Below are 25,518 nucleotides of genomic sequence, written 5' to 3'. Positions count from 1 at the left end.
GCCCCTGATCGGTTTTAAAAAACCGGACACAGTTGGCATTAATTGCCGACTGTTAACGTTCCTGCAGAATCCGCAACATGCGGCGCAGGGGCTCAGCAGCACCCCACAGCAGCTGGTCACCCACGGTGAAGGCGGAAATGTATTCCGGACCCATGGACAGCTTGCGGATACGGCCAATCGGCACACTGAGCGTGCCGGTGACTTTCGCCGGTGTCAGTTCGCGCATGGTGGCTTCTTTTTCGTTCGGGATCACTTTCACCCAGTCATTGGCCTTGGCCAGGATGCTCTCGATCTCAGACACCGGAATGTCTTTCTTGAGCTTGATGGTCAGGGCCTGACTGTGGGAACGCATGGCACCGATACGAACACAGATACCGTCAATGGGAATCGGGTTATCGCTGCGGCCCAGGATCTTGTTGGTCTCAACGCCCGCTTTCCACTCTTCCTTGCTCATGCCGTTGTCGAGCTGCTTGTCGATGAACGGAATCAGACTGCCGGCCAGGGGCACCTCGAAGTTGGCGGTCGGGAAATCGCCTGAACGCATGGTGTCGGTCACCTTGCGGTCAATTTCCAGAATAGCGGAAGACGGGTCTTCCAGCTCGGGCTTCACCGCGCCGTTCAGGGCGCCCATCTGGTCCAGCAGCTCACGCATGTGCTTGGCACCGGAACCGGAAGCCGCCTGATAGGTCATCGGAGAGACCCACTCAATCAGATCCTGCTCCAGCAGGCCGCCAAGGGCCAGCATCATCAGGCTGACGGTGCAGTTGCCGCCAATATAATCCTTCACGCCCTTGTCGAGCGCTTCGTCGATCACATTGCGGTTCACCGGATCGAGCACGATCACGGAATGGTCCACCATGCGCAGCGTGGAGGCGGCGTCAATCCAGTAGCCGTCCCAGCCTGCATCGCGCAGTTTCTGGTAAACCTCGCCGGTGTAGTCGCCACCCTGACAGGTGACAATCACATCCATGGTTTTGAGAGTGTCGATATCGAAGGCGTCCTGCAGAGGCGGAACGCCATCCTTGCCAACGTCCGGGGCCGGCTTCCCGGTCTGGGAAGTGGAGAAAAACACCGGATCGATATCGGCAAAATCGTTTTCTTCACGCATGCGCTGCATGAGGACCGAGCCCACCATGCCGCGCCAACCTACAAGTCCAACTCGCTTCATGTGCGACCTTTGAACCTCTTTTGTGCCGACCCCTTGCCGTTATCGCTGGCTGGGACCGGATGGATGATCCCGCAGTGGCTGCATCCCGCCACTGTCGGGTCTTGGTTGTTGCTGGTAGTGCCGGACCGGTTTTAAAGGGCGTTCAGTACCGCTTCACCCATCTCGCGGGTGGATACTTTCTGGCCGCCTTCAGACATGATGTCGGCGGTGCGCAGCCCCTGATCCAGCACCTTGCTGACCGCTGCCTCGATCGCTTTGGCAGCCTCTTCCTCATCCAGACTGTAGCGCAACATCATTGCAGCACTCAGAATGGTGGCCAGCGGATTGGCAATGCCCTGCCCGGCGATATCCGGTGCAGAACCGTGACACGGCTCGTACATGCCCTGCTTGTCGGAGTTCAGTGACGCCGACGGCAGCATGCCGATGGAACCGGTCAACATTGCCGCTTCGTCAGAAAGAATATCACCAAACATGTTGCCAGTCACAATCACGTCGAACTGCTTGGGGGCACGAACCAGCTGCATGGCGGCGTTATCCACGTACATGTGGGTGAGTTCCACATCCGGGTATTCGCGCTTCAGGTCTTCCATGATTTCCCGCCACATAACAGTGACTTCCAGCACATTGGCCTTATCCACGGAGCACAGCTTCTTGCCGCGCTGCTGGGCGGTTTCGAAGGCCACACGACCAATACGACGAATTTCCGATTCGGTGTAGGCGTAGGTGTTGTAGCCCTGACGCTCACCGTGCTCCAGATTGCGAATGCCGCGAGGCTGGCCGAAGTAGATACCGCCGGTCAGTTCACGGACGATCATGATGTCCAGGCCTGATACCACTTCCGGCTTGAGCGATGAAGCCGAAGCCAGCTGCGGATACAGGATGGCCGGGCGCAGGTTGGCGAACAGCTCCAGGTTGGAGCGCAGGCCCAGCAGGCCCTTTTCCGGACGCTTTGCCATGGGCAGGCTGTCCCACTTCGGGCCACCCACGGCGCCCAGCAGGATGGCGTCGGCCTTGCGGCCCTTGTCCAGGGTTTCGTCCGGCAGCGGATCGTCGTGCTCGTCCAGAGCCGCACCGCCCACCAGGGCAGATTCGAAGTGCAGGTCCAGTTTGAAATCGTCGTTAACCTTTCTCAGCACCTTTTCGGCTTCGGCAACGATTTCCGGGCCAATGCCGTCACCCGGCAGCAACAAAATATTACGGGGCATAGTCTCTTGTCCTTGTTGATTAGTGTCCGGCGTTAAACAGCCAGGGCGCGGTTTGCTTGCGCTTTTCTTCGTAATCTCTGATCAGGTCGGCGTCCTCGAGGGTGACACCGATATCGTCCAGACCGTTGAGCAGGCAGTGCCGGCGGAAGTCGTCCACCTCAAAGCTGAACACCTCGCCCGACGGCGTGGTAACGGTTTTTGCTTCCAGGTCCACCGACAGCTGGTAGCCTTTGCTCTCTTCGGTTTCACGGAACAGCTGGTCAACCACTTCTTCAGGAAGAACAATGGGTAACAGGCCATTCTTGAAGCAGTTGTTGTAGAAAATGTCGGCAAAGCTCGGGGCAATAATCACCCGGAAGCCGAAATCATCCAGCGCCCAGGGGGCATGCTCGCGGCTGGAACCACAACCAAAGTTGGCCCGGGCCAGCAGCACACTGGCGTTCTTGTAGCGGTCCTGGTTCAGGACAAAATCCGGGTTGATCGGGCGCTGGGAACAATCCTGGTCCGGCTTGCCCTCGTCCAGATAGCGCAGCTCGTCGAACAGGTTCGGGCCGAAGCCGGTGCGCTTGATCGACTTCAGAAACTGCTTGGGAATGATCATGTCCGTATCCACATTGGACCGGTCCATGGGGGCGACAACGCCCTGGTGTTGCGTGAATGCGCGCATGGTGTCTCTCCTGTGGATCAGTGCATCAATTCGCGGACATCAACAAAATGGCCGGTGACCGCCGCGGCCGCCGCCATGGCCGGGCTCACCAGGTGGGTACGACCACCAAAGCCCTGACGCCCCTCGAAATTCCGGTTGGAGGTAGAGGCACAATGCTCGCCCTGCCCCAGCTTGTCGGCGTTCATGGCCAGACACATGGAGCAACCCGGGTCGCGCCATTCCAGACCGGCTTCGATGAAGATCTTGTCCAGGCCTTCCTGCTCCGCCTGGGCCTTCACCAGGCCGGAACCCGGCACCACCATCGCCTGCTTGAGGCTTGGGGATACCTTGCGACCCTTAACCACGGCGGCCGCCTCGCGCAGATCTTCAATCCGGCTGTTGGTGCAGGAACCAATGAACACACGGTCCAGCTGGATGTCGGTGATCTTCTGATTCGGCTTGAGGCCCATGTATTTCAGGGCGCGCACAATGCCTTCACGCTTGATGGGATCCGCTTCCCGGTCGGGATCGGGCACGCTGCCGTCAATGCCGGTCACCATTTCAGGAGAGGTACCCCAGCTTACCTGCGGCTTGATGGCGGAACCATCCAGCTCCACAACCTTATCGAACTCGGCGTCGTCATCGCTGTGCAGAGTGCGCCAGTAGTCCACGGCCTTGTCCCAGGTCTCGCCTTTCGGCGCGAACGGACGGCCTTTTACGTAATCAATCGTGGTGTCGTCCACCGCCACCATGCCCACACGGGCACCCGCTTCGATGGACATATTGCAGATACTCATCCGCGCTTCCATGCTCAAGCCGCGAATGGCTTCGCCACCGAATTCAACGGCGTAACCGGTGCCGCCGGCAGTGCCGATCTTGCCGATAATCGCCAGCACCACGTCTTTGCCGGTGACCCCGGGACCGAGCTTGCCGTTGACCTTGACCAGCATGTTTTTCATCTTCTTCTGCACCAGGCACTGGGTGGCCAGCACATGCTCCACCTCGGAGGTGCCGATGCCATGGGCCAGACAGCCAAACGCGCCGTGGGTCGAAGTGTGGGAGTCACCACAGACAATGCTCATACCCGGCAGAGTGGCGCCCTGCTCAGGGCCGATCACGTGCACGATGCCCTGGCGCTGGTCCTTGATCTTGAATTCGAGGATGCCAAACTCGTCGCAGTTCTTGTCCAGGGTTTCCACCTGGATGCGCGATACCGGATCAACAATGCCTTCCACGCCCTTGTCGCGATCGGTGGTCGGTACGTTGTGGTCCGGGGTGGCGATGTTGGCGTCGAGACGCCACGGCTTGCGACCAGCCAGGCGCAGGCCTTCAAACGCCTGCGGGGAGGTCACTTCGTGCAGCAATTGCCGGTCGATGTAGATCAACGCGGAGCCGTCGTCCCGCTGTTTGACCAAGTGGTCGTCCCACAATTTGTCGTATAAGGTCTTGCCCGCCATGGTTCTCTCTCACTCTTTGGGGGTTTCTGTTTTATGACGCTTTCCGAAGAGTTTACCCTTTGTTACTGAATAACCTCAATTCATGTTTTTTATTCATTGAATTCCATTAAGGAATCCTAAATCATTGGCTTTCGACTAAGTGCCGGACGCGCGGCGGCGGGGAACGCTTTCCAAAAGACGCTACAAGCATGTCCCTATGCGCTTAACTCGGGCCATCCTTGGCCCTCGATACTTTTGGAAAGCGTTCCCCGCCACCCCGCTGTTAGATATCAGTGCGAAACGCCCAATTCCGCAAAGCGGCTTCAGGGGCCTTCTCCCAAAAATTTCGAAGGCCATGGATGGCCTGAGAGAAGCGCACATGGGTGAGGCAAGCGTTTATGAAGCGAAGCTTCATGTGCAGCCGAACGACAGCAATCTATGATTGCTGGCCGGACCCGCTTGCGGGTGCTCGTAGCGGTTTTTGGGAGGAGGGTCCTGAAACCACGACAACCGCCATAACTGAGCAGGCTAAAACGAAGTAGGCAACTCACAGGCATAAACCATGGACTCAAACTCGCTAAAAGCGTTCCTCACCATCGTGGACCAGGGCTCATTCTCGGAAGCGGCCGAGATCCTGCACCTGACGCAGCCGGCGATCAGTAAACGCCTGGCCGCCCTGGAAACGCAGCTGGGCGCCCGGTTGATCGACCGCAGCAACCGGGATATCCGCCTGACGGATGCCGGAGCCAGGCTCATGCCACACGCCCGCCGGATTCTGGATGAGATCCACAATGCCCGGCTGGCATTGTCACCAGATGCCGACACTGTGGAAGGCGAGCTTTCAGTGATTGCCAGCCACCACATTGGTCTGCATCACCTGCCTAACTGGCTGCGGCGATTCCGCAAGGCTTATCCGCAAGTCACACTGGACCTGCAATTCATGGAGTCTGACGCCGCCTACCATCAGATGAACAAACGCCATGCCGAGCTGGCCTTTGTCACCCTGAGTGACAGCATGAACCCGGATTTCCGGATTCACGCCCAGTGGCCGGATCCGATGGCGTTTGTGGTGGGCTCGGATCATCCACTGGCCAGACTGAAGAAACCAGCACTGGCCGATCTGGCCGGGCATCCGGCGCTGCTGCCGGATACCAGCACGGCCACTTACCGGGTGGTCAGCCGGCTGTTCCTGGAAGCCAATCTGCCGCTGGCGCCGCTGATGCCCACCAATTACCTGGAAACCATCAAGATGATGACCAGCGTGGGACTGGGCTGGAGCGTGCTGCCGGTGAGTATGCTGGACAGCAGTCTGACCGTGTTGGAGGTTGGGCATCCGGTCACCCGGGTATTGGGGGCGATTGCGCTTTCCGGCCGACAGTTGAGTAACAGTGCCCGGGCCATGCTGGCGATTATTGAAGCCGAGGAAACCCGGGGCTGATCAGGCGTCAGCGGTTTCTGCCGGTGGCGGCTGGAGTTTTCGCCAGGTGATCACCGTCGCAATCGCCATGGCCATAGCACCGCCCCAGAAGGCGGCGGATGTGCTGAATCCATCCACCAGAAAGCCTGACAACCAGGCGCCAAGCGCTCCACCCGCACCGAAGGTCAGGCCGCTGTATAGCGCCTGTCCCTGGCCGTGGTGATGTTTGCCGAAGAAGCCCTGGATGTATTGCACGGACACCGCATGCAAGGCGCCGTAGGAGGCCGCGTGCAAAAGCTGCGCGAACAGCAATACCGGCAACAGGCCGGTCATTTCGGCAATCAGCATCCAGCGGATCATGGTCAGGGTCAGCGCACCAATGACAATCTGGCGCACGGTGAATCGGGCCGTGAGTCGGTGCATCACCAGAAACAGCCCGATTTCCGCAATCACACCCAGTGACCACAACAGGCCAATGGCCAGTTTGCCATAGCCGTGTTGCTCCAGATGAATGCTGAAGAAGGTGTAGTAAGCCCCGTGGGACACCTGCAACAGGAAATTCATCAGGAAAAACGCCACCACCGAGGGATGGGTGACGATGGCTTTCAGGCTGCCCTTGGGCGCCGGCGGTTTACGCTCGCCCCGCTCCGATGGCACCAGAAACGCCGACAGCGCAATGCCCGCAAATACCGGCAACAGCAACCAGGGCAAGGACTGGATGGGCACGAATTCCAGCAAACCACCAATCAACGCCACTGATCCGATAAACCCCACCGAGCCCCACAGCCGCACCTTGCCGTACTTGTCCCTGCGCTTGCCCAGGGCGCGCAGGGTGATCACTTCATACAGCGGGAGTATGGCGTTCCAGAAAAAGGTGAAGGCCAGCATGACCAGCAACAGGCCATAAAAGCCGGGTTCGAGGAACACGCCGGCGAAAAACAGCGAACCGGTGATGGCGCCGAAACGCACCAGCCGCACGCGCTGGCCGCTGCGGTCACCCAGCCAGCCCCAGACACTGGGGGCCACTACCTTGGTGAGCTGGATAGTGGCCATCAGGGTGGCGATTTGCAGGTAGGAAAAGCCCTGGCCCTCCAGGTAAAGGGACCAGTAAGGCAAAAGCCCTCCAAGGAGGGCAAAGAACCAGAAGTAGAGGTTGGAAAGCCGCCAGTAGATGCTGCCTCCTCCCCTTGCTTAAAGCTGGCCGAGAACGGGCGTGCTTACCTGAACGTCGCCGTTCTGCCCCCGGTGGCGCAGGTAGTGGTCCATCAGGGTGATGGCCATCATGGCCTCGGCAATTGGTGTGGCCCGGATACCCACGCAGGGGTCGTGACGACCGGTGGTAATCACCTCGGTGGCATTGCCGTGAACGTCGATACCCTTTCCGGGAATACGCAGGCTGGAGGTCGGTTTCAGGGCAATGCTGGCAACAATCGGCTGGCCGGAGGAAATACCGCCCAGCACGCCGCCGGCGTTGTTGGATAAAAAGCCGTCCGGGGTCATCTCGTCCCGGTGTTCGGTGCCTTTTTGCTCGATGCATTCAAATCCGGCGCCAATTTCCACGCCTTTGACGGCGTTGATGCTCATCAGGGCATGGGCCAGGTCGGCATCCAGCCGGTCAAAAATCGGCTCGCCCAGGCCCGGGGGCACGCCGTCGGCCACCACGTTGATGCGGGCACCAATGGAATCGCCTTCTTTACGCAGGGCGTCCATGTAGGCTTCCATTTCTGCCACCTTGTCGGCGTCCGGACAGAAAAAGGGGTTTTCATGCACCTGGTTCCAATCCAGCTTTTCAGCTTTGATGGGGCCCAGTTGGGACAGGTAGCCACGAATCCGGATGCCCAGGCGCTGTTCCAGGAACTTGCGGGCGACGGCACCGGCGGCCACGCGCATGGCCGTCTCACGGGCGGAGGACCGGCCACCGCCACGATAATCCCGGGTGCCGTACTTGTGCATGTAGGTGTAATCGGCGTGGGCCGGGCGGAACTGCTCGGCGATTTTCGAGTAATCCTTGGAGCGCTGGTCGGTGTTCTCGATGATCAGGCCGATGGGCGTGCCCGTGGTCTTGCCCTCGAACACACCAGAGAGAATGCGCACTTCGTCCGCTTCCCGGCGCTGGGTGGTGTGACGGGAGGTGCCGGGCTTGCGGCGATCCAGATCCCGCTGCATGTCGGCTTCAGACAGTTCAAGCCCCGGAGGACAACCGTCAATAATGCACCCCAGAGCAGCGCCGTGGCTTTCACCGAAGGTGGTCACAGAGAAGAGCTTACCAAAGGTATTTCCCGACATATTTCAGCACTTTAACCAGTTTTTGTAAGATCAGGCCTTAACGTTTTCAGCCTGCCATTCGCGCAAATCACGGGCGGTGATCAGAAACACGCCGTCACCGCCGTTTTCAAATTCCAGCCAGGTCAGGGGCAAGTCCGGGTAGGCGTCGTCCATCGCACCCCAGGAGTTGCCAACCTCGACAATCAACAAACCGTCCTCACTCAGGTGGTCGGCCGCGCCGGCGATGATGCGATGGGCAATGTCCAGGCCATCGTTCCCCGCAGCCAGCCCCAGGGCCGGTTCGTGATGGTACTCCGGCGGCATGTCGGCCAGGTCTTCGGCATCGACATAAGGCGGATTGCTCAGTATGACATCGTAGCGCCCTTCAATGCTTTCAAAGACATCGGAACGCACGGTTCGTACCCGCCCTTCCAGACCGTGTAATTCAATATTCGATTCAGCCACGGCCAATGCGTCTTCCGACACGTCCGACAAATCCACTTCGGCCTGGTCGAACACCGAGGCAGCACCGATGCCAATACAGCCACTGCCGGTACAGAGATCCAGAATGCGGGTCACCTCGGTACCGCCAATCCAGGGCTGCAGGCCGTTTTCCAGGAGCTCGCCCAGCGGCGAGCGGGGCACCAGTACACGCTCATCAATGTTGAAGGGCATGCCCATGAACCAGCCTTCACCAAGCAGGTAGGCAATGGGCACGCGTTCATCAATGCGGCGTTCGATGCGTTCAATAATGGTTTTCCGCTCGGCGTGAGTCAGCCGGGCGTCCAGGAAAATCTGGTTGTTCTCCAGCGGCAGGTGCACGCTGCGTAGCACCAGCTGCACGGCCTCGTCCCAGACATTGTCAGTGCCATGGCCGAAATACAGGGGTGAGGCGGCAAACCGGGACGCGGCATAGCGCAGCAGATCACGTATGGTGTGCAAATCTTCGACAGGGCTGGTCACAATGGATTGTCCTGATTCAACAAAAGTGGAAGCGGGCATTATACGCACCCGGCGGCCAACCTGCAGCCCGGCTTCACAGCGAATGGACGCCGGTGCCGCCCTGTTTTTGCTCGTAGCGATCCAGTGCATGGGCCATACGCTCGCGGCCAAGCTGAATCAGCTCTGGTGCCTTGTGGTAATCGTAGCTGCGACAAACATTCTTCGGCACGTTGACAAGAAGATCCGGCGGGTAACCGGCAATCTTGTACTGCACCAGCGCACTCTGCATGGTCTCGATGGCCAGGTTCATGGCGTCGAATTTGCCAATCCCCAGCTTGTCCCAGTCAATGGTTTCATGGTCGTCCGCCGCAGACGGCCCATTCACCGGACGCTTGTCTTTCTCCTGGGCTTTTCTGGCCACCTCGCGGGTGATTTTTTCCTCGGGTGTGTCGCCATTATCCGGTTTGCGGGTGGCCAGAGACTTGAGGGTGTCCCAGTCGAACCAGTGCGAAGCCTTGCTGCGCAGGGTATCCACCAGTTCCTCCATGTCGCCGGCGCCTTCCTCTTCTTCCTGAAACACGGCGTCCGGCAACCGGCGCATGTCTTCATCCTCACCCGCCAGATTAACGGCCACGACCATATCGGCATGGGCGGAGATGGTGGGGATAATCGGCAGTGGGTTGAGCAAGGCGCCATCCACCAACACCCGGTTGCCCATGATCAGGGGGGTCACCAGGCCGGGAATGGCAATGGATGCGCGAATGGCCCGGTCCAGCGGACCTTCCTGGAACCAGATTTCCTTGTGGGCCAGCAGGTCGGTCGCCACTGCGGTATAGGCGAGCGGCAGGTCCTCAATGCGGGTCTTGCCCAGAATATCCCGCACCACGGAAAACACTTTTTCGCCCCGGATGGCACCCACCGAGCTGAAGGTGACATCCAGCAGTTTCAGCACATCAAACTGACCAAGGCCTGTCACCCAGTCCTTGTATTCCTGCATTTTGCCAGCCGCAAACATGCCGCCGATGACCGCGCCCATCGAGCAGCCTGAAATGGCAATGATGTCGTAGCCCCGTTCTTCGAGCACTTCAATGGCGCCGATGTGCGCATAGCCCCGGGCGCCGCCGCTGCCCAGTGTCAGTGCTACCGTTTTACCCTTGCCCGGCTTACGCCGCCTGGCCGGCGATTGTGCCGACGTGATGTCGGAGCTGTGCAATACCGTATCCATGCCGTGCTCGGGCGCGTCGGAAGCGGCCGAATCCCGGGAAGTGTCGGTGTTCTCCTGTTTTCCGGACATAATCTGCTCTACCTCCTTATGACCAGAATCTCAATGCGATTACCCTGCCTGTCCGGCCCTGGTACCTGCACCCCGGGACCAACCGGCAGTTTACGGATCTGATCCCGTGGAACGCCGGTTTTGGCCAGCAACTCGGTCAGTGAATCCACCGCGTCTGCCGCCCGCGCCCGGGCCTGCCCGAAGGTTTCATCGTCTTCAAGACGGCTGAAGCCGGCCAGGATAACCTCGGTCTGCTCGTCTTCCGCCCACTGCTGCAGGCGCCTGCGCTCGGTGCTGGGCAGATCGAACCGGAAAGTGATGCCCCCCTCCCAGGGTACGATTAACGGCCCACTGATCCGCTCCGGCATGCCGGACATGCCCGGCACCACCGCCCCGGCACTGACGCCCAGGTGTTCGACCCAGACGTATTCCCGGCGGTTGCCCCTGGTAACAGTATAAACCAGTGTCAGCCAGCGTTTTCCCGTGGAATCCATTGCCCCGGCCACCAGGTAATCCTGGTTGGTATCCCGGCCCAGGAGTTCCGATTGCTGAAACACCTGGTTGGCCCAGACATTACTGCGTCCGCAGGCAATGCCCTCACACTGAAACAGAATGGCGGCGCCACGCTCTCCAAGAACTTGCAGGTAATGGTCACGGGCTTCTTCCCGGCTGGCATCGGCGGATACTTCAAACAACTGACCGGTACCACTGACCGGCAACCGGGCCATGACCTCGGAACGAATCTCACTGCGAATCTCACGCAACGGACTGAACAGAACCAGGTGGCCGGATGACTCAATTTCCGTGGACTTTTCCAGGCTGGATTGCCTGAAAGGCTCCGGTGGCTCGGCATACGGATTGGCCATGGCCGGCGCCGCCATCAACAGGGACAACGCCCACAACAACGGTGCGAACACAAACATGCGGGTGCACTCAGGCATCGGCGAAAAACCTCTCGATAGCGGTGGCAACGGATAGCGGGTCGCCATCCAGGTGGCAGTGATGACCGCCGGGAACCTCGGCAATCGTTAACCCGGGAATCAGGTGTTCACGGCCCGACAGGTTCTGTCGTTCAGACAACAGGCCATCTTCGCCCTTGATGAACAGAGCCGGGGTTTTCACGGCAGCCAGCGATGCCTGCACCTGTTCCTCTGTCATCATCAGGGCCGAGGGGTGGCGAAGCCTTGGGTCGGTGCGCCAGACCCATCCGTCACCCTCGCGGCGCATACTACGGGACACCAGCGTCAAGGCGGCTTCGGCACTCAATGGACTGAATCCCCGCTCACGGATACGCGCGGCGGTGGCCAGGTCCGGATACACCGCCGACGGTGACGAACCTCTCAAACGTTTTCGGATGGCCTTGCGCAACTGGGGAATGGTTTCGTCTGCCGAACGGCTCAGGGCGCCCAGGCTGTCGATCATCACCAACCGGCGCACCCGCTCGGGAAATGCCGCTGCGTATAGCGCGCAGACAATCCCTCCCAGTGAATGGCCGACCAGGTCGACGGTTCGCTGACCGCTGCTGTAAAAGTACCGGTCAATGCATTCGGCCAGATCGGCCACGTAATCCATCAACCAGTAGCTGTACCCTTCAGGCCGGTGCCCGGAGAAGCCGTGGCCGGCCATATCGAGGGCGTATACCTCCCGGGAACCCGCCAGTTGCGGCCCCAGATGCACGAAACTCATGGCGTTATCGAGCCAGCCGTGCAGCATCAGAACCGGCGGCTGTACCCGCTGTTGAGTGACACAGCGCCAGTGAATGCCGGCCAGGGTAATTGCCTTCAAAGTCCAACGGGTTTCCCGGCCACCAGCCAGTTCGCTGTCTTCTCCGGCCGCCAACACAGCGTCTGTCATGGTGCGGAAACTCTACATCGTATGGGTTGGGCGATCGGAGCTGAGAGACCCGGCCAAGTAGGACTCGATTTTGGTGCGGGCGGTTTCGTCGTCCCCATTGAACTGCACGCCAATGCCGGCGGCACGGTTGCCCTGGGCACCTTTGGGGGTTATCCACACGACTTTGCCGGCAACCGGTATTTTTTCCGGCTCGTCCATCAGGTTGAGCAACAGAAAGACTTCGTCACCAAGCTGGTACTGCTTCTGGGTCGGAATGAACATCCCGCCCTGGCGAATGAACGGCATGTAAGCCGCATACAGAACAGCCTTGTCCTTGATGGTCAGGGTAAGAATACCGCTGCGCGCTCCGAATCCGGGCCCCATATCAAACACCTTGATTTCTTGGATATTTCACAATGATAGCAGCTGTTGCCCCGGAAAGCTCAAGCACCCGCGGGCCGCTTTCGTGGCATCAACGCCTGCCAGGCCATCAACAGGTGGCTGGCCTCCAGTTCGGCACTGGCGTTGTAAACCAGCGCTTCCCGGCTCTCACGAATTTTCTGAAGCAGTTCATGGGCTCGCCACGGCGGATTACTGCGAGCCAGAAAGGCCAGCATGTCCCGGGCTTCTTCGTCATTCGGCTGCCCACCCGCACAGCAACGGGCGAGGTCCGCTGCCCAGGATTCAAACAGCCACAGGCTGTCTTCCAGGCCAATGGCCTTGAATTCCCGGGCAGCCTCGCCAACCGTGATCCGACCTTTCATGAACTGCCGGAAGGCGTCGAACGCCTTGTCCCGCAGAGCCGGAAACTCACCCGTCGCGTACTCCAGCGCCAGCCTGGGGGCGTTGCCCGCCAGCATCAGGCTTTTGGCCAGAAGCTGGCTGTCCGGACGGGTCTCCTCGGGCAGTTTTGCCGCCTGAGCGGTCAGCCAGGCTTCCGCCTGCTCGCGATTTGGCAAAGGGATGGTCAGGGCCTGGCAACGGGAGCGAATGGTTGGCAACACCGGCCGACCACTCTCCTGGAGTAACAGCAAGGTAACGTCCGCCAACGGCTCTTCCAGGGTTTTCAACAGGGCATTGGCCGCATTGATATTGAGTTGGTCCGCCCGGTCAACGATCGCAACTTTGTGATGTGCCACCTGGGGCGAGGCTACCGCAAAGGTGGACAGCGCCCGGATCTGGTCCACCCGAACCATTCGGGATTTTTCCGGCGCGTAAATGCGCAAATCCGGATGACTGCCAGCGGCGATCAGTTCGCACTGCTTGCACTGGCCGCAGGGAACAGGCTCGCCGGAGACGGTTTCAAGGCGATGTTCACACAGCAGCAACTGGCCAACTGCCTCGGCCCAGGCCCGCTTTCCCACGCCGCATTCACCGGTTACCAGCAAGGCGTGGGGCAACCGGTCAGCCGCCAGACGGTGCTGGACCGCTGACCAGGCTTTGGCCAACCAGGGCATGTTGCGGGCGATGTCAGTCATGGGTTCCGGGTCCGTATTGATGAGGTCTGCCGTTGGCGGCGCTGGCGTTTCATGGTGCGCAGCAAGTGTTTCAGATGCCGGAGTTCCTGTTCCGTGGCCACGCCTTCCGGCCGGCTATAGTAATGCCTGTTAACCTGGCGGGCAAAGCTTGCGGCAGTGTCGGCAACTTCCGGCAGGGCCCGGGCCAGACGGCCCGCCAGAAAGTCCGGTGTTTCCCCGGCCCGAACCGGTACACCCGATTGCTCGCAGAAGCGATGCCAGGCAGCCACCAACCGACGGAAACGGTCCTGTTTCGGCCCGCCACGGCGCTTCCACCCGGAGATCACGCCAGCAAACAGCAGGGCCGCACCGACAATCCCGGCCGTCAGATACCCCAGTTCCTTGAGTCCAAGCCCACCGGGCAGGCGCGACATCAGGTCCATCTGGCTCTGCCCCTGGTAACCGACCACCCAGCGCTGCCATTGATAGTTGATGCGGTCCAGTTGCAGGGACGCCCACTGAACCAGTGGGAGATCACCGTAGCGCTGGGGTGACAGAGGGTCATCCTCCAGAAACGAGCCCTCCTCGGCCATGGCATCGCGCAGGCCCGACTCGATCCGGTCAGGGGCGATGGCCGCCGTCGGGTCCACTCTTACCCAGCCCCGGCCTTCCAGCCAGACTTCCACCCAGGCATGGGCGTCGTACTGGCGAACGATCAGGTACTCCCCGCCGGCCCCGGGCTCACCCCCCTGGTAACCGGTGACCACCCGGGCCGGAATGCCGGCTGCCCGGTAAACAAACGTGGCGGCGCCGGCATAATGGGCACAGAACCCCCGTTTTTCCTCGAACAGCAAACGGTCAATGCCGTTTTCCGGCATACGTGGCGGTCGCAGGGTGTAGTAATACTCCTGCTCGCGGAAACGCTCCAGCAGTCTGCGGATCACCTGCTCATCGGAACCCTGGGTTGCCAGCTCCCGGGCCAGAGCCCGGGCTTGCGGGTTGCCTTCGCCGGGCAACTGCAGGTATCGGCGTTTTTGTGCTGACGACAGGGTCTCCGGACTGCCGGACACAATCCGGACGGAAGGCTCCAATGCCATCCGGTAGCGCACCGACGTGTCTGCCGGGCGGCGAAACTCAAACAGCGCCTGTGGCGTCTCCACCAGGTTATCCGACACAGCCCTGGAATTTTCCAGGGTGAAGGCCCATTTACGGTCGGTGGGCTCGAGAAGAACATCGTATTGATTCGGTTCGAGCTCCCCGACTCCACCATCAAGGTCAATCCGGCCCGGCCGGGTGAAATCGTCCTGCTCCCGGCGGCGCCAGGTTTCGCCATCCAGGTAGTCCAGAATCAGGCCGCGCCAGTAGCGGTCCCGGTAAGCCGGCACCTGACCACCAAAACTGACTCGAAAAGCCCGTTCGCTGTTCTGGGCCAGGCTGGAAATGTCCCCCGGGGTCATGGTGTCCGACAAACCGGTGCGCGCCTGGTCAGACACCATGGGCACGCTCCACAGCGGTGCCATGCGCGGAAAAAACACAAACAACAGAATGACCACCGGCAGGGTTTTCAGCACCATCCCCGCCAGGCGCTTCCAGCCTCTGCGCGCCGAAGGCGGCAAATCCGGCGCGTTGAGAGTCTGCAGGCCCGCCAGCAGCAGACCGATCGCTGAAAAGTTCATCAACGCCCAGAGAATGTCCTGGCGGAACAGAAAGTTCACCGCGGCCAGATACACCAGAATAAAAAACACCACGTAGAAATCACGTTGCGTACGGGTTTCCAGCCATTTCAGCCCCACCGCCAGGACAAAGAAAGACGAAGCCGTATCCACCGAGAAGTGCCCTCGCACGGTGGCAATGTAGATCGCCATCAATACCAGCATGATGCCGACCCGCAACCAGCGCCCCGGCAGACGGACCCGGCCCGTTTGCGCCAGCCAGCGCCAGCCGGCGAGGCCCGCGCAGGCACCGATCAACCAGATCGGTAAACGGTTCCACTGGGGTACCAGCAGTATGGCGAAGCTGACCAGCAGCCAGTTCAGGGCCGAACCGGGCAGCACGGTGTCTGTGCGGGCGCCCTGGCAAGCTGCTTTGCGTGTGAAAAGTGCCTTTATCATGCGGCCCTCCCTGCACCGGCGCTGTCCACGCCAGCCCGCGTACCATGCACATGTGCATCATCATCACGGGGCTTTTCCTGCCCCCACACGGCCAGGGCATGCAGACAGCGGAGGGCATGCGGATTACCCGCATCCGGATCGATCACCTCACCCGGCAGTGTCAAACCAAAACGGGCGCCTTTCGCAGCCCGGTCGCGTACCTGCCAAGCCAGATAACTCAGGCGCAATTCCGTATCAGCACCGGGAAACGCGGAAAAATCCAGCCAGTGCGGACTGCCGCCACTGGCCTGCCAGTCGGCCACCACCATTTGTCCGGTTCGGGCGTAGCGCTTCCACATCACCCGTGGAGTCAGATCGCCCTCGCGCCAGGGCCTCAGGTCCGCCTCGTCCTGACCGGCCACCCGCACCGGGGTATCGTTATTGTCTGTCTCCTGCACCGTGCTCACCGTATCCGGTGCCGGTAACGGGCGGGGATAAGCCACCCCCGCAGATACCGGCCGCAGCCAGGACCAGGCCTTGAGCAGCCCGAACGGAAACCGGGTTTCGATGCGTACACGCTCGGGTCGCACGTAGCCCCGCCTGGCAGTGGGTAGAGTGAGCGTCACGTCGCGGGTTTCACCAGCCGGCACATGCACACCCTCAATGACGGCCCCCGGACGACCCTGCTCATCGGCCACTGACAACGCCAAGGCCAGGCTGTCAGCGGTGGTACTGGTGATCCGGAAACGAAAGGGGACTCCCTCACCCGCCTCGCCTTCTCCTGCCGACACCAGGGCCAGGGTCAGGCCCGACAGATTGCGGTGGGTCTGGTGCATGGCCGCGACAAACAGGGCACCGAGCAGAAACACCAGCAGATAGATCAGACTGTTCTGGTAGTTGATGCCGGTCACCAGCATGATCAGCAGCAGCAATCCGAAGACCACACCCGCGCCGGTCGGCAGAATGAAGATGGTCTTCTGGGTGAAGGTCTGGCGATCAGCGCGGGGAAGCCGACGGTTGATCCATCGCCGGATACGGCCGGCCAGTGTTTTTTTGAGCATGCCGTTATGGCCCCTGAAATAGCAAAAAGTTCAGCTGCGATATCCGTTATAATGCCACCCGAAATTTCCCGCTGAATCCTCCAGGCAAGCGCCTTGGAGTTCTCGCTGAACCAAAAGGTGACCGCGTGCATTCGAGCCTGAGACAACTGGATAGAACACGTTACCAGAGACTGCTGGCCCACGCGTGCCAGGCTCCTGATTTTGCCTATCTCGGCAGCGAGGGCAACGAAGCGGCCCGCGGTCAACTGTCCGGTTTCAGCGCCCTGGCAATCGAGCAGATCGAATGTCCGGCGGAGCGTTCGCCACTCGATACCCGCGAACTGGCCGAGCGCATGGAAAACCTGCGACGCCAGTACCCGTTGCCCGGTGACATCAAACCGCTGTTCCCCGGCGGCTGGCTCGGGGTAATGGGCTACGAATTTGGTTATCGACGGGAAAGGCGCCTGGTAAACCTTACGCCGGATTGCCCGTTTCCGGTCATCCATGCCGGCTTCTATCTCTGGACAGCCAGTCATGACCGGACAACGGATGATTACTGGCTGTGGGTCCACCCGCAATGCCCTTCCCCGGTCCGGAAAACCCTTGAGGCCTGGCTGTCAGCAGACGCCACGCCTCAGCACGATCGCTGGCAAATGCCCTCCCCCTTTGCGCCGGAACAAACTCCCGAGGCCTTTCGAGCCGGAGTCGGTCGGGTGAAGGACTACATTCTGGCCGGGGATTGTTATCAGGCCAACCTGTCGCAGGCGTTTACAGGAACATTCACGGGCGCCCCATGGTGCGCGTTTCGGGCACTGACGGCGCAAAACCCGACGCCTTACAGCGCCTTTATCCGCATGGGTGGCCGCGCGGTCATCTCGGTTTCACCCGAGCGTTTTCTGGACATACGCCACCGGACGGTGATCACCAGCCCGATCAAGGGCACCCGCCCACGGGGACAAACGCCGGAGGAAGACGCACAACTGGCAGCGGACCTGCAGGCTTCAGAGAAAGACCGCGCTGAAAACCTGATGATTGTCGATTTACTGAGAAATGACCTGGGCCTTCATGCCCGGACAGGCAGTGTGGCGGTGGACCGGCTGTTTGCACTGGAATCCTACCGCAACGTTCACCATCTGGTGAGTCATATCCGGTGCACACTCAGGGACGATGTTACACCCTTGCAGGCACTGTTTGATGCGTTCCCCGGCGGCTCCATTACCGGCGCCCCGAAAATCCGGGCGATGGAGATTATCCGGGAACTTGAACCCCACTGGCGAGGGCCCTACTGCGGCTCGGTGTTTTATTACGGGTTGGACGGACACCTGGACAGCAATATCGCCATCCGCACCCTGTTATGCGAGGAAGATGGCAGCATTCATTGCTGGGGCGGAGGCGGCATTGTTACCGACTCCGACCCTGAAGCCGAATATCAGGAAACGCTGGCCAAGGTGCAGCCGTTAATGCGGTTTCTGGAAACACCGAGTTCAACGCGGAAGTGATCGGGTAGGCCTTTCCAGAACCGTGCGGAGCCATGGATGGCGGAGCTCGAGCGGGACATGGATGTCTTTACAGCGTGTTCTGGAAAGGCCTACCCGATTACTGGAGCCTACTCGGAGTGAACCGCGCTGGCCTTGAGGAATTCCTTCCGGAGATCATCAAAATTGTGCACTGCCGGGAACTGTGGAAATTCGTCGATGACGTTCTGCGGGGCATGGAACAGAATGCCGGCCTCCGCCTGACCCAGCATAGTGGTGTCGTTATAGGAATCCCCCGCCGCGATGACCCGGTAGTTCAGCAATTGGAAGGCTCGCACGGACTGGCGCTTCGGGTCACGCTGGCGCAGCAGGTAGTCGGTAATCTGGCCGTTTTCAGCCACTTCCAGCTTATGGCACAGCAGTGTCGGATAACCCAGCTTTTTCATCAACGGCATGGCGAATTCGTAGAAGGTGTCGGACAGGATCACCACCTGGAAGCGCTCACGCAGCCAGTTCAGAAACTCTGCGGCGCCCGGCAGCGGGTCCAGCGTGCCGATCACTTCCTGAATCTCGGGCAGACCGTAGCCATGCTCATCCAGAAGACGCAGACGCTGCTGCATCAATACATCATAATCAGGAATGTCCCGGGTGGTTGCCTTGAGTTCTTCAATGCCGGTTTTCTCCGCGAAAGCGATCCAGATTTCGGGAATCAATACTCCTTCAAGGTCAAGACATGCGAGTTCCACAACGGTCTCCTGAAAAATGATGAAAAGTTCGGGATGCGGGTCGGCATCCCCGATTTATGGCGCGTATGATATGAAAAACAGCGCCGGAATGCATTGAAATCCACCATAACCGACAAGGTTAAGCGCATAAAGTTATAGTTATTGATTTCTTAATAACATATCAGGTTTGGTGTTAGCCTTGAGTCACTTGATCCCAACCCCTGGATAACCATGACTGATATCGAAACACTGCGTACAGAACTGGAAAGCCAAAGCCCGAGAGCCATCCTGAAAGAGGCTTTGGCCAGGTATGACAACATTGCCATTTCCTTCAGCGGTGCCGAGGACGTGGTACTGATCGAAATGGCTCACAAGCTCACCGACAACTTGCAGGTTTTCACCCTGGACACCGGCCGGCTGCATCCGGAAACCTATGCCTTTATCGAACGGGTACGGGAACACTACGGGATTGATATCGACATCCTGTTCCCGGATGCCGGGGAAGTCCAGCAACTGGTCAGTGAAAAGGGCCTGTTCAGCTTCTATAAAGATGGCCACTCCGAGTGCTGTGGCATTCGCAAGGTCAATCCGCTGAAGCGCAAGCTGGCCACGGTTGACGCCTGGATTACCGGCCAGCGCAAGGACCAGAGCCCCGGCACCCGCAATGACGTACCGGTGGTGCAGGCCGACACCACGTTTTCAGCGCCCGGTAAAACCCTGGTGAAATTCAACCCGCTGGCGAACTGGTCCTCAAAAGAGGTCTGGGATTACATCCGCATGTCCGAGGCGCCCTACAACGAATTGCACGAGCAAGGGTATGTCAGCATTGGCTGCCAACCGTGCACCCGGCCGGTGTTGCCGGGTCAGCATGAACGTGAGGGACGCTGGTGGTGGGAAGAAGCCACTCACAAGGAGTGCGGCCTCCATGCCGGCAATCTGATCAGTACGTCGGAAGTTCCACGTTCTTGAACAGTTCCTCGATCTCCGCCCGGCTGCCCTGCCGGGCCACCGCCTGATCCACCATTTCCTTGGTGAGATGGGGCGCAAAGCGGTGCATGAAATCGTACATGTAACCGCGCAGGAAGGTGCCCTTGCGGAAACCGATACGGGTAATGGACGGCCGGAACAGTTTGCTGGCATCCAGTGCCACCAGGTCGGTGTCCACTTCCGGATCAAACGCCATGCTGGCGATGATGCCCACGCCAAGACCCAGGCGCACATAGGTTTTGATCACGTCGGCATCGGCGGCGGTGAACACCACTTTCGGCTCCAGACCCTTGCTCTGGAAAGCTTCGTCCAGCTTTGAACGGCCGGTGAAACCAAACACATAGGTGACCAGCGGGAACTTGGCCAGCTCTTCGAGGGCCAGTTCCTGGCCCTGGGCCAACGGATGATCCTTGGGCACGATCACACACCGGTTCCACTTGTAGCACGGCATCATGATCAGGTCATTGAACAGGTCCATGCCTTCAGTGGCGATGGCAAAATCAGCAGCGCCACTGGCCGCCATCTCGGAAATCTGAGTCGGCGTACCCTGATGCATGTGCAGCGACACATCCGGGTATTCTTCAATGAATCCCCGAATCACTGGTGGCAATGCGTAACGGGCCTGCGTGTGCGTAGTGGCGAGACTGAGATCGCCCTTGCGCTGGTTGCTGAACTCCTGGGCAATTTTTTTGATGCCTTCAACCCGGCGCAGGATCTCGCCGGCCTCACGGATGATAATCTCGCCACCCGGGGTGATTCGGGTCAGGTGTTTGCCACTGCGGGCAAACACTTCCAGGCCAAGCTCGTCTTCCAGCAGGCGGATCTGTTTGGAGATGCCGGGCTGGGAAGTAAACAGGCTCTGGGCCGTGGCCGAAACGTTCAGGTCGTGGTGGGCGACTTCCCAGATGTATCGCAATTGTTGTAATTTCATGGGGATCTGGTGCTCCGTGATTCAGTCAACGAGCAAATACTACGCATAACGGCAGCGATTTTCATTCTTTTTCGGTATACATTATCACACTGTCATTAGTGTAGACCAAGTGCCACTTTTCAACGACAGCTCTCAACTATATTCGATAACACGCCGAAACGGCGGCAAGGCATCAAGCAGCAGCTGACCATAACGGCGTGCGATGATGCGCCGGTCGAGGATCGTCACCCGGCCGGTGTCCTGTTCGGTGCGCAATAGCCGACCCACGGCCTGGACCAGCTTCACGGAGGCGTCCGGTACGGTGATTTCCATGAACGGATTGCCCCCTCGCTGGGTTACCCATTCGGCCAGGCTGGCTTCGATGGGATCGTCCGGCACCGAGAACGGCAGGCGGGTGATTACCACGTGGTGCAGGTATTTGCCCGGCAAATCGATGCCCTCGGCAAAACTGGCCACGCCGAACAGCACGCTGGGTTTGCCCTCATCAATACGACTGCAGTGCTGGCGCAGCACTTCATTCCGGGCCATGTCGTCCTGGGTCAGGATCAATTCCGGATGATTGGGTGCTAACGCATCCCGCACTTGCTGCATCTGGCGACGTGAGGTGAACAGCACCAGCGTGGCCTTTTCGCCCGCCCACAGGTCCGGCAAGCGCTGGATGATGGCGTCGGCGAAGCCGTCGTCGGTGGGCATGGCGGCCATGAACGGCACTTCCACGGTGGCCATTTCGGCATAGCGGAAAGAGCTGGGCACCACCATGTACCGGCTGGCTTCGGGCAGACCGGCACGGGAACGCAGCCGGTCAAAACGCCCTAGCGCCGTCAATGTGGCACTGGTCAGCACCGCGCCATAAGTCCGGGACCAAAGCCGCGCATACAACAGGTTGTCCGCCAGCACCGGCGAGCTGTACAGGGTGATATCTTCGGCATGGTCCCAGCGCTGGCGAATTGCCCAGCGGGCCGGTGGCGGGCCGTAGCGCGGTTTTTTCGCGCCTTCTTCTGTTTTCGCCTGATCGCCGGATTCACTGCCGGTGTCTGATTGATTCACGCCTTCACACCAGGCGGCCCAGAGCCGCAACTGGTCTTCCGCCCGGCTGTGAAAGCTGCCAATCACAGGAAACCAGGATTCAGCGGTATCGCGGTCCAGTTCCGGGTCCTTGCGTTCGTCAAACGCGGTCTGCAGCTCATCCACCAGTGCGCCCAGCTGGCGCACCAGGCCGGCGGTGACAATGCGGGTGTCGGCCGCCAGTGCGGCCAGGTCTTCGGGCAACTCCCCTTCCGGGTATCGCCATTGCGCACTGCGCCGTTCTTCGTTGAAGTCCCAGCCAGTGTTTTGCTCCACTTCCTCGTAAACTTTGGCCAGTTCCTGGTCCAGATCGCGACCCGCTGTGCTGATTTTTTCGATGGCTTTGGCGGCCTGGGAGCCACCGGGCACCCAGGGCTGCATTTTGCTGAGCCCCTGGGACAGCTGTTTCAGCCATTGCCGGGTGCTGTTCAGGGGAACCGAGGCGGCAAAGTGGTTCAGCGCCTTGTCCGGCAGATGATGGGCCTCGTCAAAAATGAACAGGGCATTTTCGGGTTCGGGCAAAATGGCACCACCACCCAGAGCCAGATCCGCCAACACCAGATCGTGGTTGGCGACCACCACCTCGGCTTCATCCAGCTCCTTGCGGGCATCAAAGAAGGCACAGCTGTCAAAATACGCACAGTGGCGGTTGGTGCACTGGCGGTGGTCGGTGGTCACCTGGCGCCAGGTGTCATCGGGAATCTGTTCCGGCCAGTGGTCCCGGTCGCCGTCCCATTCACGGGAGCCGTAAGCCGCCAGCATCCGCTCAAACGTGGCCTTGTCGGCGGCGTCGCCGTCCTGCGGACTGTCCAGCAAGAACAGGGGCATGGTGTCGCTGTCGCCGTGACCTTCATCGTGCAGGCGGCTCTCCAGGCGCGACATGCACAGGTAGCGGCCCCGGCCCTTGGCCAGGGTCCAGCTGAAATCCAGTTTGCTGTGCTTGCGCAGATCCGGCAGGTCCTTCAGGACAATCTGGTCCTGCAGGGCGACAGTGGCGGTTGAGATCACCAACGTTTTACCGAGGGCCCTGGCCACCGGGATGGCGGCAATCAGGTAGGCCAGGGTTTTCCCGGTGCCGGTACCCGCCTCTACCACACAGGTGGCGGGCGGCGACGTGCGCTGACCGTCGTTTTCGTCAATATCGCCCATGTACTTGGCGATTTCGGCAATCATTAACCGCTGGCCGTAACGGGCACGAATATCCTTGCCAGCCAGGACATCCCGGTAGGCTTGCTGGATTTGTTGTTTGACCTCTTCACTCAGAGCCATCAGTCCGGACTCACCCAGTTTCGTTGGGTGCCCACGCGAAAACGCTGGTCATCCTTGCGGAAAACCACGGCATCATCACCGATGTTCTCCAACAGCAACGCGCCAAGGCGGTCACCGGCACGCAGGTACTGGTTGTTCACCATGACGCTGCTGGCGGAGGGATTGGAAGAGACAATATGGCTGTTGAAGGTCAAATCCGGGACACTCTTCTGAAAGGAAAGTGGCAATTCTACCAGATGCGGCACCCTGCCCGGAGGTGAAGTGTCTGTCAATGCGGCGTTTTGACCGCCGGTTCTCGGAACAATGATGGTGGGCTCGCCATAATCCGGCGTGTCTGGCGACAGCACCACCGGAGCTTCTTCCGGTTGCACGGCTGGCTCCGCAATAACCGGCACCGTCGGGGAAACCGGTTCACCGGCGGGCGCGACGCCTGCCAACACGGACCGAAGCTCTGGCCAGAAAACCGTGCCCAACACCACTGCATTCAACAGCAGCGCCAGCCCGACCCAAACCATGGCGGCCACCGGCTTTTTACGGGGCCGGTAAATCATCTGCACAGGCTGACCGAGATCCGGCGCCTTGCCCTGACGGCGTTCCGCTTCAGACTTTCTCAGTGCTTCGAGAATGTAGGACATGGGCTTAACCCTCCCCCTGCAGGGTCGGGACATCCGCGGCCAGATCATTGTTGATCCGGATCAGGGTGCGGGCTCCGGGAATGCCGTCAACCGTCAGGCCACTTTGTTGCTGATACCACTGCACCTGCTGATCCACGGGCAACGCCTTGATCCGGGCGATTTCCGTATCGGTGCCTGCCAGTTTCTCTGCCAGTTGCATCATGCGCGCGCCCAGCCACAATTCCTGTTCCGTGGAATCGGTATACAGATTGTCCGAATCCACATACTCCGGTGGCCGCCACAGCAACAGGAAATTTCCAAACCAGTGCCGCTCCAGTTGTTCAAACGACACCTCGCGCGGGCCGGACTGGGTTGCCAGCACCGCCCGCTCACCCTTGAGTGAGCGCAACACGGCATAGCGTGGCTCGCCCCGGGGCATTTCAAGAGTCAGTATGACCGGCCGGTCCAGAAACTCGAGGCTACGGCGACTGCCACGCTGTTCAAGGCAGGACAGGCCAACCTCCCGGGCGTGGTCGCAGGCAAGCCCGCCGGCGGCGGCATCAAACTCCCGCCCCCAGACCTGAAAGAGTTGCTGGAAGGCAGCGGCGCGATCCAGCGTGTGCCGGGCCAATTCCAGGTCCGGCAGGGCCTGCGGTGCCGGCGGTTCCGGCGTCGACTCCCCGGTTGGCTCGACGGTAGCCTCCCCGGCGGGTGACAGGGCCGGGGGCACCAGTGAGGCAACCCCGGGCAAGCCGGGGCTTTGCTCCATGGCCAGCCAGCCGGTGGCAAGCACAGCCAGCACCACCGAGGCAGCCACAAGCAGCCCATGGCCACCAATCCGGCCGGGGCCGGCTCCTCCCAGCACTTCCCTGGCCGCCTGACGTATCTGGGCTTTGCCCACCCGACGCTCGCCCTCGGCGTAGGCGCCAAGCAAGGCCCGGTCGGCAATCAGGTTAATGAGCCGTGGAATACCGCCACTGGCACGATACAACTGGCGAATACCCCCGCGCGTGAACACTTCCCCGCGCAGGCCAGCCACCGACAGGCGGTAATGCAGGTATTCGGGCAGCTCGGCGCGCTCCAGCGCATCCAGATGGTAGCGGGCGGTCACCCGCTGATTAAGCTGGCGCAGTTCCGGCAAGGCCAGCAGCCGCTGTAGTTCCGGCTGCCCAAGCAGGACAATCTGCAGGAGCTTTTTCTCGGCGGTTTCCAGATTGGTCAGCAGGCGCAGCTGTTCGAGCACGTCGGCGGACAGGTTCTGCGCCTCATCAATCACCAGCACTTTGTGCCGGCCCTCGGCGTGAGCTTTCAGAAGGTCCTGATTGATAGCGTCCACCAGCAACTTGATGCTGGCGTCCGGGGAGTGATCAATGCCCAGCTCATCACAGATGGAGGACAACAACTCGCGGGCGGACAGGCGGGGGTTGAGCACAAGAGCGATGTCGACGTGCTCTGGTGCATTCTCGATAAAACAGCGGCATACCGTGGTCTTACCCGTGCCCACCTCGCCGGTGATCACGATAAAACCACCCTGCCCCTGCACGCCATACATCAGATGGGCGAGCGCCTCCTTGTGGCGCCCGCTCAGGTACAGATAGCGGGGGTCTGGGGCGATCGAGAAAGGCGCTTCCCGAAAGCCGAAAAAATCGTAGTACATGTGCGCTCAGGGCCCCGCCCGGG

General features: G+C 60.2%; 22 protein-coding genes. 3 read left to right on the top strand and 19 right to left on the bottom strand.

Going from position 1 to position 25,518, the window contains the following annotated elements:
- Positions 1-52 precede the first annotated feature (52 nt).
- The 4 genes from asd to leuC form a co-directional block, all read right to left on the bottom strand.
- On the bottom strand, positions 53-1,168 hold the full coding sequence (gene asd, locus BMZ63_RS07235) for an aspartate-semialdehyde dehydrogenase (RefSeq protein WP_091703663.1): 1,116 nt from the start codon (positions 1,166-1,168) through the stop codon (positions 53-55).
- Between the two features lie 131 nt (positions 1,169-1,299).
- Complete coding sequence (gene leuB / locus BMZ63_RS07230; protein WP_091703660.1) at positions 1,300-2,373, bottom strand: 3-isopropylmalate dehydrogenase; 1,074 nt, start codon at positions 2,371-2,373, stop codon at positions 1,300-1,302.
- Between the two features lie 19 nt (positions 2,374-2,392).
- Entirely contained in the window at positions 2,393-3,040 is a 648-nt protein-coding gene (gene leuD / locus BMZ63_RS07225) for a 3-isopropylmalate dehydratase small subunit (protein WP_091703657.1), read from the bottom strand.
- Between the two features lie 17 nt (positions 3,041-3,057).
- Positions 3,058-4,476: a 3-isopropylmalate dehydratase large subunit gene (gene leuC, locus BMZ63_RS07220; RefSeq protein WP_091703655.1), complete on the bottom strand. Its 1,419-nt coding sequence runs from the start codon at positions 4,474-4,476 to the stop codon at positions 3,058-3,060.
- Positions 4,477-5,017: 541 nt separating this feature from the next.
- Between leuC and BMZ63_RS07210 the strand changes: the two genes are divergently transcribed.
- Positions 5,018-5,893: a LysR family transcriptional regulator gene (locus BMZ63_RS07210; RefSeq protein WP_091703650.1), complete on the top strand. Its 876-nt coding sequence runs from the start codon at positions 5,018-5,020 to the stop codon at positions 5,891-5,893.
- Here BMZ63_RS07210 and BMZ63_RS07205 read toward each other — a convergent pair whose 3' ends face one another.
- From BMZ63_RS07205 to BMZ63_RS07160, 10 genes are all read right to left on the bottom strand, one after another.
- Positions 5,894-7,045, bottom strand: coding sequence for an MFS transporter (locus BMZ63_RS07205; RefSeq protein ID WP_091703647.1), 1,152 nt, complete (start codon positions 7,043-7,045; stop codon positions 5,894-5,896).
- Between the two features lie 18 nt (positions 7,046-7,063).
- The gene (gene aroC / locus BMZ63_RS07200) at positions 7,064-8,158 is read right to left on the bottom strand and encodes a chorismate synthase (RefSeq protein WP_091703644.1); all 1,095 of its coding nucleotides are present in this window, start codon (positions 8,156-8,158) and stop codon (positions 7,064-7,066) included.
- Positions 8,159-8,188: 30 nt separating this feature from the next.
- Positions 8,189-9,100, bottom strand: a complete 912-nt coding sequence (gene prmB / locus BMZ63_RS07195; RefSeq protein WP_091703642.1) for a 50S ribosomal protein L3 N(5)-glutamine methyltransferase — start codon at positions 9,098-9,100, stop codon at positions 8,189-8,191.
- Between the two features lie 73 nt (positions 9,101-9,173).
- The gene (locus tag BMZ63_RS07190) at positions 9,174-10,373 is read right to left on the bottom strand and encodes a patatin-like phospholipase family protein (RefSeq protein WP_091703639.1); all 1,200 of its coding nucleotides are present in this window, start codon (positions 10,371-10,373) and stop codon (positions 9,174-9,176) included.
- Positions 10,374-10,381: 8 nt separating this feature from the next.
- Positions 10,382-11,293, bottom strand: coding sequence for a DUF4892 domain-containing protein (locus BMZ63_RS07185; RefSeq protein ID WP_227663535.1), 912 nt, complete (start codon positions 11,291-11,293; stop codon positions 10,382-10,384).
- On the bottom strand, positions 11,286-12,206 hold the full coding sequence (locus BMZ63_RS07180; protein ID WP_091703636.1) for an alpha/beta fold hydrolase: 921 nt from the start codon (positions 12,204-12,206) through the stop codon (positions 11,286-11,288). The genes BMZ63_RS07185 and BMZ63_RS07180 overlap by 8 nt, the downstream gene beginning before the upstream one ends.
- Positions 12,207-12,218: 12 nt before the next feature.
- Positions 12,219-12,569 carry a PilZ domain-containing protein gene (locus BMZ63_RS07175; protein ID WP_091703634.1) on the bottom strand — a complete coding sequence of 117 codons (351 nt, stop codon included), beginning with the start codon at positions 12,567-12,569 and terminating at the stop codon, positions 12,219-12,221.
- Between the two features lie 59 nt (positions 12,570-12,628).
- Positions 12,629-13,663, bottom strand: coding sequence for a DNA polymerase III subunit delta' (locus BMZ63_RS07170; RefSeq protein WP_091703631.1), 1,035 nt, complete (start codon positions 13,661-13,663; stop codon positions 12,629-12,631).
- A complete protein-coding gene (locus BMZ63_RS07165; protein ID WP_091703628.1) occupies positions 13,660-15,753 on the bottom strand; it encodes a transglutaminase TgpA family protein in 2,094 nt (697 codons plus the stop codon). The genes BMZ63_RS07170 and BMZ63_RS07165 overlap by 4 nt, the downstream gene beginning before the upstream one ends.
- Positions 15,750-16,793, bottom strand: coding sequence for a DUF58 domain-containing protein (locus BMZ63_RS07160; RefSeq protein ID WP_091703625.1), 1,044 nt, complete (start codon positions 16,791-16,793; stop codon positions 15,750-15,752). Before BMZ63_RS07160 ends, BMZ63_RS07165 begins: the two co-directional genes overlap by 4 nt.
- Before the next feature lie 125 nt (positions 16,794-16,918).
- Here BMZ63_RS07160 and pabB point away from each other — a divergent pair, with 125 nt between their 5' ends.
- A complete protein-coding gene (gene pabB, locus BMZ63_RS07155) occupies positions 16,919-18,271 on the top strand; it encodes an aminodeoxychorismate synthase component I (RefSeq protein WP_227663536.1) in 1,353 nt (450 codons plus the stop codon).
- 107 nt (positions 18,272-18,378) lie between these two features.
- Here pabB and thrH read toward each other — a convergent pair whose 3' ends face one another.
- Positions 18,379-18,993, bottom strand: a complete 615-nt coding sequence (thrH, locus tag BMZ63_RS07150) for a bifunctional phosphoserine phosphatase/homoserine phosphotransferase ThrH (protein WP_091703623.1) — start codon at positions 18,991-18,993, stop codon at positions 18,379-18,381.
- Positions 18,994-19,203: 210 nt separating this feature from the next.
- Between thrH and BMZ63_RS07145 the strand changes: the two genes are divergently transcribed.
- A complete protein-coding gene (locus BMZ63_RS07145) occupies positions 19,204-19,941 on the top strand; it encodes a phosphoadenylyl-sulfate reductase (protein WP_091703620.1) in 738 nt (245 codons plus the stop codon).
- Here BMZ63_RS07145 and cysB read toward each other — a convergent pair.
- The 4 genes from cysB to BMZ63_RS07125 all read right to left on the bottom strand — a co-directional run bounded on the left by cysB (position 19,913) and on the right by BMZ63_RS07125 (position 25,495).
- A complete protein-coding gene (gene cysB / locus BMZ63_RS07140) occupies positions 19,913-20,890 on the bottom strand; it encodes an HTH-type transcriptional regulator CysB (protein WP_091703618.1) in 978 nt (325 codons plus the stop codon). The two genes, BMZ63_RS07145 and cysB, sit on opposite strands and share 29 nt — an antisense overlap.
- Positions 20,891-21,022: 132 nt before the next feature.
- The gene (gene dinG, locus BMZ63_RS07135) at positions 21,023-23,224 is read right to left on the bottom strand and encodes an ATP-dependent DNA helicase DinG (protein WP_091703616.1); all 2,202 of its coding nucleotides are present in this window, start codon (positions 23,222-23,224) and stop codon (positions 21,023-21,025) included.
- Positions 23,224-23,859, bottom strand: coding sequence for a general secretion pathway protein GspB (locus BMZ63_RS07130; protein ID WP_091703613.1), 636 nt, complete (start codon positions 23,857-23,859; stop codon positions 23,224-23,226). The genes dinG and BMZ63_RS07130 overlap by 1 nt, the downstream gene beginning before the upstream one ends.
- Positions 23,860-23,863: 4 nt before the next feature.
- Positions 23,864-25,495: an ExeA family protein gene (locus BMZ63_RS07125; RefSeq protein WP_091703610.1), complete on the bottom strand. Its 1,632-nt coding sequence runs from the start codon at positions 25,493-25,495 to the stop codon at positions 23,864-23,866.
- Positions 25,496-25,518: the final 23 nt, after the last annotated feature.

This window comes from Marinobacter persicus, assembly GCF_900114155.1.
Classification (GTDB): Bacteria; Pseudomonadota; Gammaproteobacteria; order Pseudomonadales; family Oleiphilaceae; genus Marinobacter; species Marinobacter persicus.
Note: the sequence above shows the minus strand (reverse complement) of the source record. Positions and strands in the feature narration are given on the sequence as shown.

Coding starts and splice junctions, on each gene's coding strand:
- asd (WP_091703663.1), bottom strand. CDS start 1,168: ATGAAGCGAGTTGGACTTGTAGGTTGGCGCGGCATGGTGGGCTCGGTC.
- leuB (WP_091703660.1), bottom strand. CDS start 2,373: ATGCCCCGTAATATTTTGTTGCTGCCGGGTGACGGCATTGGCCCGGAA.
- leuD (WP_091703657.1), bottom strand. CDS start 3,040: ATGCGCGCATTCACGCAACACCAGGGCGTTGTCGCCCCCATGGACCGG.
- leuC (WP_091703655.1), bottom strand. CDS start 4,476: ATGGCGGGCAAGACCTTATACGACAAATTGTGGGACGACCACTTGGTC.
- BMZ63_RS07210 (WP_091703650.1), top strand. CDS start 5,018: ATGGACTCAAACTCGCTAAAAGCGTTCCTCACCATCGTGGACCAGGGC.
- aroC (WP_091703644.1), bottom strand. CDS start 8,158: ATGTCGGGAAATACCTTTGGTAAGCTCTTCTCTGTGACCACCTTCGGT.
- BMZ63_RS07190 (WP_091703639.1), bottom strand. CDS start 10,373: ATGTCCGGAAAACAGGAGAACACCGACACTTCCCGGGATTCGGCCGCT.
- BMZ63_RS07185 (WP_227663535.1), bottom strand. CDS start 11,293: ATGCCTGAGTGCACCCGCATGTTTGTGTTCGCACCGTTGTTGTGGGCG.
- BMZ63_RS07180 (WP_091703636.1), bottom strand. CDS start 12,206: ATGACAGACGCTGTGTTGGCGGCCGGAGAAGACAGCGAACTGGCTGGT.
- BMZ63_RS07175 (WP_091703634.1), bottom strand. CDS start 12,569: ATGGGGCCCGGATTCGGAGCGCGCAGCGGTATTCTTACCCTGACCATC.
- BMZ63_RS07170 (WP_091703631.1), bottom strand. CDS start 13,663: ATGACTGACATCGCCCGCAACATGCCCTGGTTGGCCAAAGCCTGGTCA.
- BMZ63_RS07165 (WP_091703628.1), bottom strand. CDS start 15,753: ATGATAAAGGCACTTTTCACACGCAAAGCAGCTTGCCAGGGCGCCCGC.
- BMZ63_RS07160 (WP_091703625.1), bottom strand. CDS start 16,793: ATGCTCAAAAAAACACTGGCCGGCCGTATCCGGCGATGGATCAACCGT.
- BMZ63_RS07145 (WP_091703620.1), top strand. CDS start 19,204: ATGACTGATATCGAAACACTGCGTACAGAACTGGAAAGCCAAAGCCCG.
- cysB (WP_091703618.1), bottom strand. CDS start 20,890: ATGAAATTACAACAATTGCGATACATCTGGGAAGTCGCCCACCACGAC.
- dinG (WP_091703616.1), bottom strand. CDS start 23,224: ATGGCTCTGAGTGAAGAGGTCAAACAACAAATCCAGCAAGCCTACCGG.
- BMZ63_RS07130 (WP_091703613.1), bottom strand. CDS start 23,859: ATGTCCTACATTCTCGAAGCACTGAGAAAGTCTGAAGCGGAACGCCGT.
- BMZ63_RS07125 (WP_091703610.1), bottom strand. CDS start 25,495: ATGTACTACGATTTTTTCGGCTTTCGGGAAGCGCCTTTCTCGATCGCC.